The 16,824-nt window shown below is 53.2% G+C and carries 13 protein-coding genes; 9 read left to right on the forward strand and 4 right to left on the reverse strand.

Annotated elements, in window-relative coordinates; genetic code table 11:
• Nucleotide 1 precedes the first annotated feature (1 nt).
• Complete coding sequence (sirB1, locus tag N7E69_RS19320; RefSeq protein ID WP_001257065.1) at nucleotides 2–811, forward strand: invasion regulator SirB1; 810 nt, start codon at nucleotides 2–4, stop codon at nucleotides 809–811.
• Between the two features lie 37 nt (nucleotides 812–848).
• Nucleotides 849–1,703 carry a 3-deoxy-8-phosphooctulonate synthase gene (kdsA, locus tag N7E69_RS19325; protein WP_000811046.1) on the forward strand — a complete coding sequence of 285 codons (855 nt, stop codon included), beginning with the start codon at nucleotides 849–851 and terminating at the stop codon, nucleotides 1,701–1,703.
• 53 nt (nucleotides 1,704–1,756) lie between these two features.
• On the opposite strand, the gene chaA is transcribed toward kdsA, so the two are convergent.
• Complete coding sequence (gene chaA, locus N7E69_RS19330) at nucleotides 1,757–2,857, reverse strand: sodium-potassium/proton antiporter ChaA (RefSeq protein WP_000148425.1); 1,101 nt, start codon at nucleotides 2,855–2,857, stop codon at nucleotides 1,757–1,759.
• Between the two features lie 266 nt (nucleotides 2,858–3,123).
• Between chaA and chaB the strand changes: the two genes are divergently transcribed.
• Nucleotides 3,124–3,354, forward strand: a complete 231-nt coding sequence (chaB, locus tag N7E69_RS19335; RefSeq protein ID WP_001674919.1) for a putative cation transport regulator ChaB — start codon at nucleotides 3,124–3,126, stop codon at nucleotides 3,352–3,354.
• Nucleotides 3,355–3,433: 79 nt separating this feature from the next.
• On the opposite strand, the gene N7E69_RS19340 is transcribed toward chaB, so the two are convergent.
• A complete protein-coding gene (locus tag N7E69_RS19340; RefSeq protein ID WP_001179794.1) occupies nucleotides 3,434–3,787 on the reverse strand; it encodes a DsrE/DsrF/TusD sulfur relay family protein in 354 nt (117 codons plus the stop codon).
• A 176-nt stretch (nucleotides 3,788–3,963) separates the two neighbouring features.
• On the opposite strand from N7E69_RS19340, the gene N7E69_RS19345 reads away from it, so the two are divergent.
• Nucleotides 3,964–5,388, forward strand: a complete 1,425-nt coding sequence (locus N7E69_RS19345) for a YchO/YchP family invasin (protein WP_001116349.1) — start codon at nucleotides 3,964–3,966, stop codon at nucleotides 5,386–5,388.
• On the opposite strand, the gene narL is transcribed toward N7E69_RS19345, so the two are convergent.
• Nucleotides 5,389–6,039 carry a two-component system response regulator NarL gene (gene narL / locus N7E69_RS19350; protein ID WP_001064598.1) on the reverse strand — a complete coding sequence of 217 codons (651 nt, stop codon included), beginning with the start codon at nucleotides 6,037–6,039 and terminating at the stop codon, nucleotides 5,389–5,391. It abuts the gene before it with no gap.
• The gene (gene narX / locus N7E69_RS19355) at nucleotides 6,032–7,828 is read right to left on the reverse strand and encodes a nitrate/nitrite two-component system sensor histidine kinase NarX (RefSeq protein WP_000476244.1); all 1,797 of its coding nucleotides are present in this window, start codon (nucleotides 7,826–7,828) and stop codon (nucleotides 6,032–6,034) included. Before narX ends, narL begins: the two co-directional genes overlap by 8 nt.
• A 340-nt stretch (nucleotides 7,829–8,168) precedes the next feature.
• Between narX and narK the strand changes: the two genes are divergently transcribed.
• The 5 genes from narK (at nucleotide 8,169) to narI (ending at nucleotide 16,616) form a co-directional block, all read left to right on the forward strand.
• Nucleotides 8,169–9,566 carry a nitrate transporter NarK gene (gene narK, locus N7E69_RS19360; protein ID WP_108610899.1) on the forward strand — a complete coding sequence of 466 codons (1,398 nt, stop codon included), beginning with the start codon at nucleotides 8,169–8,171 and terminating at the stop codon, nucleotides 9,564–9,566.
• Between the two features lie 387 nt (nucleotides 9,567–9,953).
• Nucleotides 9,954–13,697: a nitrate reductase subunit alpha gene (locus N7E69_RS19365; protein WP_000032897.1), complete on the forward strand. Its 3,744-nt coding sequence runs from the start codon at nucleotides 9,954–9,956 to the stop codon at nucleotides 13,695–13,697.
• The gene (gene narH / locus N7E69_RS19370) at nucleotides 13,694–15,232 is read left to right on the forward strand and encodes a nitrate reductase subunit beta (protein ID WP_000702615.1); all 1,539 of its coding nucleotides are present in this window, start codon (nucleotides 13,694–13,696) and stop codon (nucleotides 15,230–15,232) included. Before N7E69_RS19365 ends, narH begins: the two co-directional genes overlap by 4 nt.
• Complete coding sequence (gene narJ / locus N7E69_RS19375) at nucleotides 15,229–15,939, forward strand: nitrate reductase molybdenum cofactor assembly chaperone (protein WP_000571673.1); 711 nt, start codon at nucleotides 15,229–15,231, stop codon at nucleotides 15,937–15,939. Before narH ends, narJ begins: the two co-directional genes overlap by 4 nt.
• The gene (narI, locus tag N7E69_RS19380; protein ID WP_000545594.1) at nucleotides 15,939–16,616 is read left to right on the forward strand and encodes a respiratory nitrate reductase subunit gamma; all 678 of its coding nucleotides are present in this window, start codon (nucleotides 15,939–15,941) and stop codon (nucleotides 16,614–16,616) included. The genes narJ and narI overlap by 1 nt, the downstream gene beginning before the upstream one ends.
• Nucleotides 16,617–16,824 lie beyond the last annotated feature (208 nt).

Genomic DNA, 16,824 nt, shown 5'->3' on the forward strand with positions numbered 1-16,824 from the left:
CATGAGGTCGTTAGCTGATTTCGAATTTAACAATGCGCCGCTGTGTGATGGCATGATCCTGGCATCAGAGATGATTCGCCTGGATTTTCCCACGCAGTTTGTCTACGACGAACTGGAACGTCTGGTCAGTCTGGCGCAGGAAGAAATTAGCCAGCTCCTGTCTCAGGATGAGCAACTGGAAAAATTGCTGGCACTTTTTTACGGCGAGTGGGGGTTCACGGACTCCCGCGGCGTCTACCGTCTTTCTGATGCTTTATGGCTCGATAAAGTCCTGAAAAAACGCCAGGGTAGCGCGGTATCGTTGGGCGCTATTTTATTATGGATAGCAAACCGTCTTGATTTGCCGTTGGTGCCCGTTATCTTCCCAACGCAGTTGATTTTGCGTATTGAATCGCTGGAAGGGGAAATGTGGCTGATTAACCCGTTCAACGGTGAAACGCTTGATGAACATACCCTCGAAGTCTGGTTAAAAGGCAATATTAGTCCGGTCGCCGAGTTGTTTAACGAAGATTTGGACGAGGCGGATAACGCCGAAGTGATTCGTAAGCTACTGGATACGCTGAAATCCTCGCTGATGGAGGAACGGCAAATGGAGCTGGCGCTACGCGTTAGCGAAGCATTGTTGCAATTTAACCCGGAAGATCCTTACGAAATCCGTGACCGCGGGTTGATCTACGCGCAGCTTGAGTGTGAACACGTTGCGCTGACTGATTTAAGCTACTTCGTTGAACAGTGTCCGGAAGACCCGATCAGCGAAATGATTCGTGCGCAGATCAACACCATTGCGCACAAGCAAATTGTTCTACATTAATTAACCGACATTTTACCTATAAGTGTAAGGCGATCCTATGAAACAAAAAGTGGTTAACATTGGTGACATTAAGGTGGCAAATGACCTGCCGTTTGTGCTGTTTGGCGGTATGAACGTGCTGGAGTCACGCGATCTGGCAATGCGCATTTGTGAGCACTACGTAACCGTTACCCAGAAGCTGGGTATTCCTTACGTGTTCAAGGCCTCTTTTGATAAAGCCAACCGTTCCTCTATTCACTCTTACCGTGGGCCGGGCCTGGAAGAAGGGATGAAAATCTTCCAGGAACTCAAACAGACATTTGGCGTAAAAGTGATCACTGACGTCCATGAAGCCAGCCAGGCGCAGCCTGTGGCTGATGTGGTTGACGTGATTCAGCTCCCGGCGTTTCTGGCGCGCCAGACCGACCTGGTGGAAGCGATGGCGAAAACCGGCGCTGTGATTAACGTGAAAAAGCCGCAGTTCGTAAGCCCGGGTCAGATGGGCAATATCGTGGATAAGTTCCATGAGGGCGGTAACGATAAGGTGATTCTGTGCGACCGCGGCGCGAACTTCGGTTATGACAACCTGGTGGTGGATATGCTGGGCTTTAGCGTGATGAAAAAGGTCTCCGGCAACTCGCCGGTGATTTTCGACGTTACCCATGCGCTGCAATGCCGCGACCCATTTGGCGCTGCCTCGGGCGGTCGTCGTGGTCAGGTGACCGAGCTGGCGCGCGCCGGTATGGCTGTCGGTCTGGCGGGCCTGTTCCTGGAGTCGCATCCGGACCCGGCTAACGCGAAGTGCGACGGTCCTTCCGCGCTGCCGCTGGCGAAACTGGAGCAGTTCCTGACCCAGATAAAAGCGATTGATGATTTGGTGAAAAGCTTCGACGAGCTGGATACCGAGAACTGATTGCGGTTTTTAGCTTGTGTAGGCCGGATAAGATACTATCCGGCTTTTTTATATCAGGCAAAAATCGTCATCAGATAGGCGGCAAATAAAGCCAGATGCGCCGCGCCGTTTAGCACGTTGGTGCGTCCGGTAGAGAACGAAATATGGCACAGCACTAACGAGGCCACCATCACTACCATTTCCGGCGCGCCTAAACCAAACACCAGATCATTACCTGTCGCCCAGGCGATGAGCGTGACGACCGGCACGGTTAATGAAATCGTCGCCAACACCGATCCGAAGAACAGATTCATTGCCCGCTGAACCTGATTATTCAGTACCGCCTTCAGCGCGCCCAGTCCTTCCGGCGAGAGAATTAACAGCGCGACCAGGAAACCGGTAAAGGCGACCGGGGCGTTCATGCTGGTCAGCAACGCCTCCAGCGGGCTGGCATTCATTTTGGTAACGGCAATGACCGCAATTAAATGAATGAGTAACCAGACCGTATGCCAGCCGCTACTGTGCGCGGAGGGTTTACCGTGGTGTGGATTGTCATCATCGCCTTCATCTTCATGTTCATAGATAAATAAGCTCTGGTGCGTTTTGGTTTGAATCAACAAAAATACGCCGTACATCGCGGCGGAAATTAACGCGACCAATAATGCCTGACTGGTAGAGAAATTGGCTTGCGGCAATGCCATGGGAAAAACCAGCACAATAATCGCCAGCGGAAATAGCGCAATAAGATACTGCTTAATCCCAAATAAATTCATATATTGCGTTGCGAATTTACGCCCGCCCAACAACAACGAGAAACCGACCAGTCCCCCGGTGACAATCATAATAATAGAGTAGAGCGTATCGCGCATAAGCGTTGGCGTAGCATCGCCGGTAGCCATCAGCGCGGAAATTAAACTCACCTCAAGAATAACGACGGACAAGCTTAAAATAAGCGATCCATAGGGTTCGCCGAGTCGGTGCGCTAATACATCGGCATGACGGACCACGCTAAATGCGCTGCTTAAAATACCAATAAGTGCAAGGATATTGATGCCAATAACCACTGGTAGTGACTGGCTGCTTCCCCAAAGGAACAGCACTACCAGCGCAAGAACCGGGAAAATAAGCGAAGTCTCCTTATGGCGGGTTTTCACCGCCTCACAGGCATGTGTCATGAGGGTCTCCCTTGTGCAGGTGTTAATATTTTGGAAAGAGTAAAGAAGGTAAAAATAGCAGAAATTTGTATTTTTTTAGTGGTTTTTTACGTAGTTTTACGGCGTAGACGATTTTTTTCTTTCAAGGTCAGTAAAACAACGATCTTGTTTTAACAGTGTTTAAATAACAAAAAGTTAATTTCCGTAAAAAGCAAAAATCCTCCTCGACTGGCGTAATAACGCATTGTTTACCACACTTAATGTTTTCCCTGAAGACGGAGGCGCTGATGCCGTATAAAGCCAAAAGTGATTTACCCGATAATGTGCGGAATGTTCTTCCAACCCATGCCCAGGACATTTACAAAGAAGCCTTTAATAGCGCCTGGGAGCAATATAAAGATAAAGCCGATCGTCGTGATGACGCCAGCCGCGAGGAAACCGCACACAAAGTCGCCTGGGCGGCGGTTAAAAACGATTATGAAAAAGGCGAGAATGATAAATGGCATAAGAAAAAATAAACGCGGTATTACTCACGTGTTAGCCTGATTTTCTTGCCGGAAGTCTATCCTGACGCGGGAGCTTTTCCCGCGTACAGATTCAAAATGTCAGCACTTTGTCCGCCGCCAGCGTCCATTGCGCCAGCTCGACCAGCGTTCCGATTTCCACACCGTCAATCAGCGGCAGGGGAGTGATACCACGTCCGTCCGCACAGGTTTTGCATAATTTTACCGGTACGTTTTGCGCGGTCAGAATTTCCAGCATTTGCTGAATATTGTAGCCTTCGGCTGGTTTTTGACCGCGTAACCCTGCGGTTACGGCATCTGACATCAAAAACAGGCGTAAATCGAGATGGCTTTCCTGCTCGCGCAGCGCAATGGCCAGACGCAGGCTATTAAATAATGATTCGCTGCCGTAGGCGGCGCCGTTAGCGATAATGACGATATTTTGCATGGATAACCCTTCTCCTTGAGAAATTTTGTCGGCAATGGCGTTATGTTACCTCGGGAACCGGGTACCGCCAAATGCGTGGATAAAATCCCGGGACGCTCTGCGGAAAAAATAAGGATATTCCTGGAAGCACGAGAAAAGGCTGCAAAACCTGTCCGGACACGTTATGGTTTACTCTGATGCCATTCCTCTTATCTTTTGTTGTAGAAGTTGCCGACACGTTGAGCCGTATTGTTTTTCGTTCATTCTCACTCTCGCTTCTCTTGCTGGCTGCCAGCGGTACGATCCGTGCGCAGGCGCAAGACCCTTTCACGCAAAACCGTCTGCCGGATTTAGGCATGATGCCGGAATCCCACGAAGGGGAAAAGCATTTTGCCGAGATGGCCAAAGCGTTTGGCGAAGCCAGCATGAAAAATAACGATCTGGATACTGGTGAACAGGCGCGGCAATTCGCTTTCGGACAGGTACGCGATGTGGTCAGCGAGCAGGTTAACCAGCAGCTTGAAAGCTGGCTATCAGCCTGGGGCAGCGCCAGCGTGGATATTAACGTCGATAACGAAGGTCATTTTAACGGCAGTCACGGAAGCTGGTTTATCCCTTTACAGGATAAACAGCGCTATCTGACCTGGAGCCAGCTTGGTCTTACGCAACAGACTGATGGACTGGTAAGCAACGTTGGCATAGGACAGCGCTGGGCGCAGGATGGCTGGCTTCTTGGCTATAATACCTTTTACGATAATCTGCTGGATGAAAATCTGCAGCGCGCCGGCTTTGGCGCGGAGGCGTGGGGAGAATATTTGCGTTTATCCGCCAACTATTATCAGCCTTTTGCCGACTGGCAGACGCATACGGCGACCTTAGAACAGCGAATGGCGCGCGGGTATGATATCAACGCGCAAATGCGGCTGCCGTTTTACCAGCATATCAATACCAGCGTTAGTCTGGAGCAGTACTTTGGCGATAGCGTGGATCTGTTTGACTCCGGAACGGGGTATCACAATCCTGTCGCGTTAAAACTGGGTCTCAACTATACGCCAGTACCTTTGCTTACCATGACCGCCCAGCACAAACAGGGCGAGAGCGGGGTCAGTCAAAATAACCTGGGGCTGACGCTTAACTACCGCTTCGGCGTGCCGCTCAAAAAGCAGCTTGCCGCCAGTGAAGTGGCGCAAAGCCAGTCATTACGCGGTAGCCGCTATGATACGCCGCAACGTAACTCGCTGCCGACAATGGAGTATCGGCAGCGTAAAACGTTAACGGTTTTTCTGGCGACGCCGCCCTGGGATCTTACGCCTGGTGAGACGGTTGCGTTAAAATTGCAGGTGCGCAGCGTGCACGGTATTCGTCATTTGAGCTGGCAGGGCGATACACAGGCATTAAGTTTGACGGCAGGAACGGACACCCGTAGTACCGAGGGCTGGACAATCATTATGCCGGCCTGGGATCACCGCGAAGGCGCGGCAAATCGCTGGCGTTTATCGGTGGTGGTTGAGGATGAAAAAGATCAGCGTGTCTCTTCCAATGAGATCACGCTCGCGCTGACTGAACCGTTTATCACGATGCCGGACGATAATCCGCATTGGCAACCGTTCCAGGAGCAATAATTAAAAGATGCGTTCCTGATGTACCCAGACGGCGGCCTCCACGCGCGATTTCAGCTTCATTTTCTTGAGCATATGTTTCACGTGCACTTTGACCGTACTTTCGGTGATATCCAGACGCCGGGCAATCATCTTATTCGGCAATCCCTGCGCGATGAGCTTCAGAATATCGCGCTCACGCGGGGTGAGTTGCGTTACATCGCGATCGGTGGTGGCGCGGTTGGCCCGCAGGCTGGCCGCCAGTACCGGCGTTAACGCTTCACTTAATACCATTTCGCCGGCGGCGGCCTGTTGTAACGCTTTGAGCAAGTCCTCCGGCTCCATGTCTTTCAACAGGTAACCGTCCGCGCCGCGCTTTAGCGCCGTGACGACATCTTCTTCATGGTTGGATACGCTGAAAACGACAATACGTCCTGACAGCGCTTTTTCGCGTAATTTATCCAGCGTTTCGAGGCCATTCATTCCCGGCATATTCAAATCAAGGAGGATCAGATCGGGATCGAGCGATTCCGCCAGGTCAATACCCTGCTCACCGTTGCTGGCTTCTCCGACCACGCTGATATCGGGCGCCATACTCACAAGCTGCTTTACACCCGTGCGTAGCATCGGATGGTCGTCGATTAACAGGATGGTTGCCGGTTCCTGATTATTCATGGGTATCTCCCTGGGTTTCTGTGAAGTTTGTTTCTGGAATAAAAGTAACAGTGACCTCTGTTCCGCCAGTCTCGCGTCGGCGTACCTGGCAATCGCCGCGCAAACTTTGCGCCCGATCGCGCATGATAATCATGCCGTAGTGATTACTGCGTTCGGCGTTTTCCGGGACGCCGCAGCCATTATCCTGTACTTTTAGTTTGACCTGTTTGCCACATTGCGTCACTGTCACCACCACATCGTCGGCATGAGAGTGTTTAAGGGCGTTGCTGAGGGCTTCCCTGGCAATTTGCAACAGGTGTATCGCCTGGTGTGAAGGCACCAGGCGGGGGGGAAGCTGATAATCCAGTTTTACCGTAAAGCCAAACCGGGCGCTGAACTCCTGGCAGCTTGCTTCCAGCGCCGGACGTAGCCCGGGTTCCGTCAACTGTAAGCGGAAAGTGGTTAACAGTTCGCGCAGTTGCGCCCAGGAGCAGTTCAGCTCATTGCGAATTTGGCTGAGTAACTCACGGCTGCTTTCCGGTAACACGTCGCCCTGCATTTGCAGGCAGCTCACCTGCATCTTCATACAAGAGAGCGACTGGGCAATAGAATCATGCAGTTCGCGGGCAATGGTGGCACGCTCTTCCATGACAATCAACTGCTGCTGGCGCTCCTGATGCCTGTCGAGCGCCAGAGTCGCGGTAAGCTGTTCAACCAGCGTGTCCACCAACTGTTGCTGATCGTGGCTGAGATGGCGTCCATAGGGCAGCGTCGCCAGCAAAATACCGTATTGGGTGTGAGAGTCGGTGAGCCGCCATTTTAAGGTGGTGCCGCCGTTAATCATCGGCAGGGCGCTACGTGGGCAAAGGTGGCAGCCTTTATCATCGCAACTGATGTCCGACTGACAGGTAAATTCCTGGTGATTATCTTCATCTTCCAGGTCATAGACTCGCAGCTCAATATCATGCAACTGGGTTAAATTTTGCAGGCCATTCAGTACCGGAGAAAGACGCTCACATAGCGGAGCCTGTGAATGCAGTCGGCGGTTGGCTTGCCACAAAAACGAGAGAATCTGGTTTTTATGTTCCAGACCGGCTGTTTTTTCCTGTACGCGCTGTTCCAGTACCGCATAACTTTCGGCCAGTTCTTCAGACATATTATTGAGCGCAGAACCCAACGCGGCCATCTCATTGCGTCCACTGATATTGGCACGTTGGGTAAAGTCGCGCTGACTGACGGCGCGCGCCATTGATAACAACTGTTTCCAGGGCTGCAAAAGGCGAACACGTAGCCAGATAATCGTAAATACCAGCAATAGCGCCATAAAGATCGCCATTACCCGGTGAACTAATACCACGCGTTCGATACGCAATTCAGTAGTATGGTCGAACGACGTCACCAGGCGATCCAGGCCCGCCACAAAGCGCGTGACATCTTCTGCGACCGCGTGCGCGTTTTGCGCGTGCTGTAGCCCTGGCGAGAGTTCGTTATGCCAGTAATCCTGCAACGCTTTAAGCTGCTTTTGCTGCCCGTCTCGCTCAGCGGCGCGGGTCAGTTCCGGGCTGAATGCCGTTTGCTCCATCTCATCCAGCAGCTTTTGATCTTTAGCATCCAGCGGGACAGCGGCCAGTAGTCGATAGCTTTGCATACGCAATGAGCCCGCTTTATTAATCGCATGAGCGCTACCCTGCACGCCCTGAACCAGCCAGCCGGAAACCGCCATCCCCGCCACGCCGATAGCGGTAGAGAGCATGACAATCAGCGCCAGTTGGTTAACCAGCGTAAGAGGAGAGAAGCACCGTTTAAACATGTTACCTTCTTTCTTCGGGGTAATGTCGCCGAAAAAACGTAGCAAAAAAGAGGGGCGTCAATCGGCTGTGCCGCTATTCTCAACGATACAGCGGAGTATACCCATACCTATAACGAGTTACTCCTTAATTGCCGCCGTAGAGAGGTATCTGCGACGGGAAGGAGTAGACAGACACAGCATGGTGAAAAACCACAGCTTTTTTACCAAAATAGCCTACTCATTAAGGGTAATAACGCTTTTTAGTCGCCGGTGATGACGACTTTTCCTTTGATTTATATCAACTTACCTTCGGCAGTAAACCCTAATGTGGCAGACATCAAATCAAGAATCAGAGGTGTCTATGAGTCACTCATCCGCCCCGGAAAGGGCAACTGGCGCTGTTATCACGGAATGGCGTCCGGAAGATCCGGCATTCTGGCAGCAGCACGGCCATCGTGTCGCCAGCCGTAATTTGTGGATTTCTGTCCCGTGTTTACTGCTGGCGTTTTGCGTCTGGATGCTATTCAGCGCAGTGGCGGTGAACCTGCCGAAAGTGGGATTTAATTTTACGACCGATCAGCTCTTTATGTTGACTGCGCTGCCATCTGTTTCCGGCGCGCTGCTACGGGTGCCTTACTCCTTTATGGTGCCGCTATTTGGCGGACGTCGCTGGACAGCGTTCAGTACCGGTATCCTCATCGTGCCCTGCGTATGGTTAGGCTTTGCCGTTCAGGATACCAGTACGCCATTTAGCACTTTCATTATTATTTCCTTGCTGTGTGGTTTTGCCGGCGCGAACTTTGCCTCCAGTATGGCGAACATCAGCTTTTTCTTTCCTAAACAAAAGCAGGGCGGCGCGCTGGGTCTGAACGGTGGTCTGGGCAATATGGGCGTGAGTGTGATGCAGCTGGTTGCGCCGCTGGTGGTTTCGCTCTCTATCTTTGCCGCCTTTGGCAGCCACGGTGTAGAGCAGCCGGACGGTTCTCAGCTCTATCTGGCGAACGCAGCCTGGATTTGGGTGCCTTTCCTGGCCATTTTTACGCTGGCGGCGTGGTTCGGCATGAACGAACTGGCGACGTCTAAGGCCTCGCTAAAAGAGCAACTGCCGGTGCTCAAACGTGGTCATCTGTGGATCATGAGTCTGCTGTATCTGGCGACCTTCGGATCGTTTATCGGTTTCTCCGCGGGGTTCGCTATGCTGTCTAAAACACAATTCCCGGATGTGCAGATCCTGCATTATGCGTTTTTCGGTCCGTTTATCGGCGCGCTGGCGCGTTCGGCAGGCGGCGCAATTTCTGACCGTCTGGGGGGGACTCGCGTCACGCTTATCAACTTTGTCCTGATGGCGATTTTCAGCGGTCTGCTGTTCCTGACATTACCTACTGGCGGCGTTGGAGGTAGCTTTATCGCGTTCTACGGGGTATTTCTGGCGCTATTTCTGACGGCGGGGTTGGGGAGTGGCTCTACCTTCCAGATGATCTCCGTTATCTTCCGTAAACTGACGATGGGCCGGGTTAAAGCGGAAGGCGGGTCGGACGAAAGAGCCATGCGTGAAGCGGCGACCGATACGGCGGCGGCGCTGGGCTTTATTTCCGCGATTGGCGCGATTGGCGGCTTTTTTATTCCGAAAGCGTTTGGTTCATCTTTAGCATTAACTGGTTCTCCAGTCGGCGCGATGAAAGTCTTTCTTATTTTCTATATCGCCTGCGTCGTTATTACCTGGGCGGTATATGGACGTCATTCTAAAAATAAAAAGTAATTTTTGATTATCCTTTGCGCGGCGTTAGACCGCGCTTTTTTTTACCTGTATTTAGTTACAACATACTTATAGTCAAGAAGAGAGGCGCGACAGGGCTGACCACGCACATTTTTATCGGTCATCCAGGGGGATACCCCTTAATACCCACTTGTTGAAAATTTAACATTCAATTTGTGCGTAAATTTAATTTTATGCAATTAAATCAGTAATATATATAAATAAAACTCCTCCTCCAAAAGGAGTATGCAGGAGGTTTGCGCGCCATTTGCATCCCTGTCCGCCTTGATCGTTATCAATTCTCACGCCCATTCAGCGCGTTACCTTCGCCCTTAGTTAAGCAATGTCGATTTATCAGAGAGCCGTAAGGTTCCACACAGGAGAAACCCGATGAGTAAATTCCTGGACCGGTTTCGCTACTTCAAGCAGAAGGGCGAAACCTTTGCCGATGGGCACGGCCAGCTTCTCGAAACAAACCGGGACTGGGAGGACGGATACCGCCAACGTTGGCAGCATGACAAAATTGTGCGCTCAACCCATGGGGTGAACTGCACCGGTTCTTGTAGCTGGAAAATTTATGTCAAAAATGGTCTGGTGACCTGGGAAACACAGCAAACCGATTACCCACGCACCCGTCCCGATATGCCAAACCATGAACCTCGCGGCTGCCCGCGCGGCGCAAGCTACTCCTGGTATCTCTACAGCGCTAACCGACTGAAATATCCGCTGATGCGCAAACGTCTGATGAAGATGTGGCGCGAGGCGAAAAAACTGCATCGCGATCCGGTAGAGGCATGGGCCTCCATCATTGAAGATGCCGATAAAGCCAAAAGCTTCAAACAGGCGCGTGGTCGTGGCGGCTTTGTTCGCTCCTCATGGCAGGAAGTGAACGAACTGATCGCCGCTTCCAACGTGTACACCGTGAAAACCTATGGCCCTGACCGCGTCGCGGGCTTCTCACCCATCCCGGCGATGTCGATGGTTTCCTACGCTTCCGGCGCACGTTATCTTTCACTGATTGGCGGTACCTGCCTGAGCTTCTACGACTGGTACTGCGATCTGCCGCCAGCCTCCCCGCAAACCTGGGGCGAGCAGACCGACGTGCCGGAATCCGCTGACTGGTACAACTCCAGCTATATTATCGCCTGGGGCTCTAACGTGCCGCAAACCCGTACGCCGGATGCCCACTTCTTTACCGAAGTACGTTACAAAGGCACTAAAACCGTCGCGGTGACGCCGGACTATGCTGAAATCGCCAAACTGTGCGATCTGTGGCTGGCGCCGAAGCAGGGGACCGATGCGGCGATGGCGCTGGCGATGGGCCACGTCATGCTGCGCGAGTTCCACCTCGACAACCCGCGCCAGTACTTCACCGATTATGTCCGTCGCTATACCGACATGCCAATGCTGGTGATGCTTGAAGAGCGTGATGGTTATTATGCCGCAGGTCGTATGCTGCGCGCTGCCGATCTCGTTGATTCGCTGGGGCAGGAAAATAACCCGGAATGGAAAACCGTCGCTATCAACAGCAACGGTGAAATGGTGGCGCCAAACGGTTCAATTGGTTTCCGCTGGGGCGAAAAAGGCAGATGGAACCTCGAACAGCGCGACGGGACTACCGGTGCAGAAACTGAATTGCAGCTCAGCTTGCTGGGCAGCCAGGATGAGATTGCTGACGTGGGCTTCCCGTATTTCGGCGGCGAGGGTTCAGAGTACTTTAATCATGTGGCGCTGGATAACGTCCTGCTGCATAAACTGCCGGCAAAACGTCTGCAACTGGCCGATGGTTCTTCAGCGTTAGTCACCACCGTGTATGACCTGACCATGGCGAACTATGGTCTGGAACGCGGCCTGAACGATGAAAATTGTGCCGCCAGTTATGATGATACCAAAGCGTATACGCCAGCATGGGCCGAGCAGATCACCGGCGTGCCGCGGGCGCAGATCATCCGTATCGCACGGGAGTTCGCCGATAACGCGGACAAAACGCACGGGCGTTCAATGATTATCGTTGGCGCCGGTCTGAACCACTGGTATCACCTCGATATGAACTATCGCGGGCTGATCAATATGTTGGTGTTCTGTGGTTGCGTTGGTCAGAGCGGCGGCGGTTGGGCGCACTACGTCGGCCAGGAAAAACTGCGTCCGCAGACCGGCTGGCAGCCGCTGGCGTTTGCCCTTGACTGGCAGCGTCCGGCGCGTCACATGAATAGCACCTCTTACTTCTATAACCACTCCAGCCAGTGGCGCTACGAGACGGTGACCGCCGAGGAATTACTGTCGCCGATGGCGGACAAATCCCGCTATAGCGGCCATCTGATTGACTTCAATGTGCGCGCCGAGCGTATGGGCTGGTTGCCGTCGGCACCGCAGTTAGGTACCAACCCGCTGTATATTGCGCGTGAAGCGGAAAAAGCCGGTATGACGCCGGTAGATTATACCGTCAAATCCCTGAAAGAGGGTTCGATTCGCTTTGCCGCCGAGCAGCCGGAAAACGGTAAAAACCACCCGCGTAACCTGTTCATCTGGCGTTCAAACCTGCTTGGGTCTTCCGGTAAAGGTCACGAGTATATGCTGAAATATCTGCTGGGTACTGAGCATGGTATTCAGGGGCTGGATCTGGGTAAACAGGGCGGTGTGAAGCCGGAAGAAGTGGAGTGGCGTGACAATGGCCTGGACGGCAAACTGGATCTGGTGGTGACGCTGGACTTCCGCCTGTCGAGCACCTGCCTGTACTCCGATATCGTACTGCCGACCGCCACCTGGTATGAAAAAGACGATATGAATACCTCGGATATGCATCCGTTTATTCATCCGCTGTCTGCCGCCGTAGATCCGGCCTGGGAATCGAAAAGCGACTGGGAAATCTACAAAGGCATTGCGAAGAAATTCTCCGAAGTCTGTGTAGGTCACCTGGGTAAAGAGACTGACGTCGTGACGCTGCCGATCCAGCACGATTCTGCCGCTGAACTGGCGCAGCCGCTGGACGTGAAAGACTGGAAAAAAGGCGAATGCGATCTGATTCCAGGGAAAACCGCGCCGCACATCATGACCGTTGAGCGCGATTACCCGGCGACTTACGAACGCTTTACCTCTATCGGCCCGCTGATGGAGAAAATCGGCAACGGCGGGAAAGGGATTGCCTGGAACACGCAGAGCGAAATGGACTTGCTGCGTAAGCTCAATTACACCAAAGCGGACGGTCCGGCGAAAGGCCAGCCGATGCTCAACACGGCGATTGACGCGGCAGAGATGATCCTGACGTTAGCGCCGGAAACCAACGGTCAGGTGGCGGTGAAAGCCTGGGCGGCGCTGAGCGAGTTTACCGGTCGCGACCATACGCATCTGGCAACCAATAAAGAAGAAGAGAAAATCCGCTTCCGCGATATTCAGGCCCAGCCGCGCAAAATTATCTCCAGCCCGACCTGGTCTGGTCTGGAAGATGAGCATGTTTCTTATAACGCCGGTTATACCAACGTTCACGAGCTGATCCCGTGGCGTACGCTGTCTGGTCGTCAACAGTTGTATCAGGATCACCAGTGGATGCGCGACTTCGGCGAAAGTCTGCTGGTGTATCGCCCACCGATCGACACCCGCTCGGTGAAAGCGGTGATGGGGCGTAAATCCAACGGTAATCCGGAGAAGGCGCTCAACTTCCTGACGCCGCACCAGAAATGGGGTATCCACTCGACCTACAGCGATAACCTGTTGATGCTGACCTTGTCGCGTGGCGGCCCGATTGTATGGATGAGCGAAACCGACGCCAAAGATCTGGGCATTGAAGATAACGACTGGATCGAAGTCTTCAACAGCAACGGCGCATTGACCGCACGCGCAGTGGTCAGCCAGCGTGTACCGACGGGCATGACCATGATGTACCACGCGCAGGAACGTATCGTAAACCTGCCGGGGTCGGAAATTACCCAGCAGCGCGGCGGTATTCATAACTCGGTGACGCGCATTACGCCGAAACCGACCCATATGATCGGCGGCTATGCGCAGTTAGCCTACGGCTTTAACTACTACGGTACCGTCGGCTCCAACCGCGATGAGTTTGTGGTGGTACGTAAGATGAAGAACATTAACTGGTTGGATGGCGAAGGCAATGACCAGGTACAGGAGAGCGTAAAATGAAAATTCGTTCACAAGTCGGCATGGTGCTGAATCTCGATAAGTGCATCGGCTGTCATACCTGTTCAGTCACCTGTAAAAACGTCTGGACCAGTCGCGAAGGTATGGAATACGCGTGGTTCAACAACGTAGAAAGTAAGCCTGGCGTTGGTTTTCCGAATGACTGGGAAAATCAGGAAAAATGGAAAGGCGGCTGGATCCGCAAAATCAACGGCAAACTACAGCCGCGCATGGGCAACCGGGCGCTGCTGCTGGGTAAAATCTTCGCTAACCCGCATCTGCCGGGCATCGACGACTACTACGAGCCGTTTGATTACGACTACCAGAACCTGCATACCGCGCCGGAAGGCAGCAAACATCAGCCGATCGCGCGTCCGCGCTCGCTGATTACCGGCCAGCGGATGGACAAAATTACCAGCGGGCCAAACTGGGAAGAGATTCTGGGCGGCGAGTTCGAAAAACGCGCCAAAGACCAGAACTTCGAAAACATGCAGAAGGCGATGTACGGCCAGTTCGAAAACACCTTCATGATGTACTTGCCGCGCCTGTGCGAGCACTGCCTCAATCCGGCGTGCGTGGCGACCTGCCCAAGCGGTGCCATCTACAAGCGTGAAGAAGACGGCATTGTGCTGATCGACCAGGACAAGTGCCGCGGCTGGCGGATGTGTATTACCGGCTGCCCGTACAAGAAGATCTACTTCAACTGGAAGAGCGGCAAATCTGAAAAATGCATCTTCTGCTATCCGCGTATTGAAGCGGGTCAGCCGACTGTTTGCTCGGAAACCTGCGTGGGCCGTATCCGTTATCTTGGCGTACTGCTGTATGACGCCGATGCCATTGAAAGCGCCGCCAGTACGGAAAACGAAAAAGATCTGTACCAGCGTCAACTGGACGTGTTCCTCGATCCGAACGATCCGGCTGTCATTGAGCAGGCGCTGAAGGACGGCGTGCCGCAGAGCGTGATCGATGCGGCGCAGCAATCGCCAGTATACAAAATGGCGATGGACTGGAAGCTGGCGCTGCCGCTGCATCCGGAATACCGCACGCTGCCGATGGTCTGGTACGTGCCGCCTTTGTCACCGATTCAGTCTGCCGCCGACGCGGGTGAACTGGGCAGCAACGGTATTCTGCCGGATGTAGACAGTCTGCGTATCCCGGTGCAGTACCTGGCGAATTTGTTGACCGCTGGCGACACTCAGCCGGTACTGTTGGCGCTGAAACGGATGCTGGCGATGCGTCACTACAAACGTGCGGAAACCGTAGACGGTAAAGTGGATACCCGCGCGCTGGAAGAGGTGGGTTTAAGCGAAGCCCAGGCGCAGGAAATGTATCGTTACCTGGCAATTGCTAATTATGAAGATCGCTTTGTGGTGCCGAGCAGCCATCGTGAACTGGCGCGTGACGCATTCCCGGAGAAAAGCGGTTGTGGCTTTACCTTCGGCGATGGTTGCCACGGGTCTGATACCAAATTCAATCTGTTCAACAGCCGCCGCATCGACGCTGTTGATGTGACCAGCAAAACGGAGCCGCACGCATGATTGAACTCGTCATTGTTTCGCGTCTGCTCGAGTACCCGGATGCTGCCCTGTGGCAGCATCAGCAGGAGTTGTTCGATGCGCTCGCGTCATCTGAGAACCTGGAGAAAGAGGATGCCCAGACTCTGGGCGTTTTCCTGCGCGATTTAACCGCGCAGGACCTGCTGGATGTACAGGCCGCTTATAGCGAACTGTTTGACCGTGGTCGCGCCACATCGCTGCTGCTGTTTGAACATGTACACGGGGAATCCCGCGATCGCGGTCAGGCGATGGTTGACCTGATGGCACAGTATGAGCAGCACGGTTTGCAGCTCGACAGTCGCGAACTTCCCGATCATCTGCCGCTGTATCTGGAATACCTTGCGCAATTGCCGAAAAGCGAAGCGTTAGGGGGTTTACAGGATATCGCGCCGATTCTGGCGCTGCTCAGCGCACGTTTGCAACAGCGTGACAGCCGTTATGCGGTGCTGTTCGATCTGCTGTTAAAACTGGCGAATACCGTTATCGACAGCGATAAAGTGGCTGAAAAAATTGCGAATGAAGCACGTGATGATACCCCGCAGGCGTTGGATGCGGTCTGGGAAGAAGAGCAGGTGAAATTCTTCGCCGATCAAGGGTGTGGTGAGTCGGAAATCTCCGCTCACCAGCGTCGTTTTGCCGGGGCCGTGGCACCGCAATATCTGAATATCACCACCGGAGGACAGCACTAATGCACTTCCTGAATATGTTCTTCTTTGATATCTACCCGTACATTGCCGGATCGGTATTTCTGATCGGTAGCTGGTTACGTTACGACTACGGCCAGTACACCTGGCGGGCGGCTTCCAGTCAGATGCTGGATCGCAAAGGAATGAACCTGGCGTCAAACCTGTTCCACATTGGGATTCTGGGTATTTTCGCCGGTCACTTCCTGGGCATGTTAACGCCGCACTGGATGTATGAAGCTTTTCTGCCGGTCGACGTGAAGCAGAAGATGGCGATGATTGCCGGCGGCGCCTGCGGCGTGCTGACACTGGTTGGCGGTATTTTACTGCTCAAGCGTCGTCTGTTTAGCCCACGTGTCCGCGCCACCACTACCGGCGCAGATATTTTGATTCTCTCGCTGCTGGTGATTCAGTGCGCGCTGGGCCTGCTGACCATTCCGTTTTCCGCCCAGCATATGGACGGGAGTGAAATGATGAAGCTGGTCGGGTGGGCGCAGTCAGTTGTGACCTTCCACGGTGGCGCATCCGCACATCTGGACGGTGTGGCCTTTATCTTCCGTATGCACCTGGTACTGGGGATGACGCTGTTCCTGTTATTCCCATTCTCGCGCCTGGTGCATATCTGGAGCGTGCCGGTCGAGTACCTGACCCGCAAATACCAGATTGTTCGTGCACGTCACTGATTTTCTCTCGATGCCCTAAACTCCGCTTCGGCGGAGTTTTTTTATGGCTGTTTGCCGGAGTGCGGCATAAATGCCTTATCGACCGCCGCCTTGTTTCGTTTACAGCGGATCTGCCATGTCTGGCATCTGAATCCGGACTCTTTGTTTCTGAGTTTATTCAGCATCTGTGCGAGTTTTTTGTAAGCAGAAAAAGGATGATGCAGCATAT

This window comes from Salmonella sp. 3C (genome assembly GCF_025426275.1).
Taxonomy (GTDB): Bacteria; Pseudomonadota; Gammaproteobacteria; order Enterobacterales; family Enterobacteriaceae; genus Salmonella; species Salmonella enterica.

What these genes read in the sequence shown, in the direction of transcription:
- sirB1 (WP_001257065.1), top strand. Translation starts at nt 2, where the DNA reads ATGAGGTCGTTAGCTGATTTCGAATTTAACAATGCGCCGCTGTGTGAT.
- kdsA (WP_000811046.1), top strand. Translation starts at nt 849, where the DNA reads ATGAAACAAAAAGTGGTTAACATTGGTGACATTAAGGTGGCAAATGAC.
- chaA (WP_000148425.1), bottom strand. Translation starts at nt 2,857, where the DNA reads ATGACACATGCCTGTGAGGCGGTGAAAACCCGCCATAAGGAGACTTCG.
- chaB (WP_001674919.1), top strand. Translation starts at nt 3,124, where the DNA reads ATGCCGTATAAAGCCAAAAGTGATTTACCCGATAATGTGCGGAATGTT.
- N7E69_RS19340 (WP_001179794.1), bottom strand. Translation starts at nt 3,787, where the DNA reads ATGCAAAATATCGTCATTATCGCTAACGGCGCCGCCTACGGCAGCGAA.
- N7E69_RS19345 (WP_001116349.1), top strand. Translation starts at nt 3,964, where the DNA reads ATGCCATTCCTCTTATCTTTTGTTGTAGAAGTTGCCGACACGTTGAGC.
- narL (WP_001064598.1), bottom strand. Translation starts at nt 6,039, where the DNA reads ATGAATAATCAGGAACCGGCAACCATCCTGTTAATCGACGACCATCCG.
- narX (WP_000476244.1), bottom strand. Translation starts at nt 7,828, where the DNA reads ATGTTTAAACGGTGCTTCTCTCCTCTTACGCTGGTTAACCAACTGGCG.
- narK (WP_108610899.1), top strand. Translation starts at nt 8,169, where the DNA reads ATGAGTCACTCATCCGCCCCGGAAAGGGCAACTGGCGCTGTTATCACG.
- N7E69_RS19365 (WP_000032897.1), top strand. Translation starts at nt 9,954, where the DNA reads ATGAGTAAATTCCTGGACCGGTTTCGCTACTTCAAGCAGAAGGGCGAA.
- narH (WP_000702615.1), top strand. Translation starts at nt 13,694, where the DNA reads ATGAAAATTCGTTCACAAGTCGGCATGGTGCTGAATCTCGATAAGTGC.
- narJ (WP_000571673.1), top strand. Translation starts at nt 15,229, where the DNA reads ATGATTGAACTCGTCATTGTTTCGCGTCTGCTCGAGTACCCGGATGCT.
- narI (WP_000545594.1), top strand. Translation starts at nt 15,939, where the DNA reads ATGCACTTCCTGAATATGTTCTTCTTTGATATCTACCCGTACATTGCC.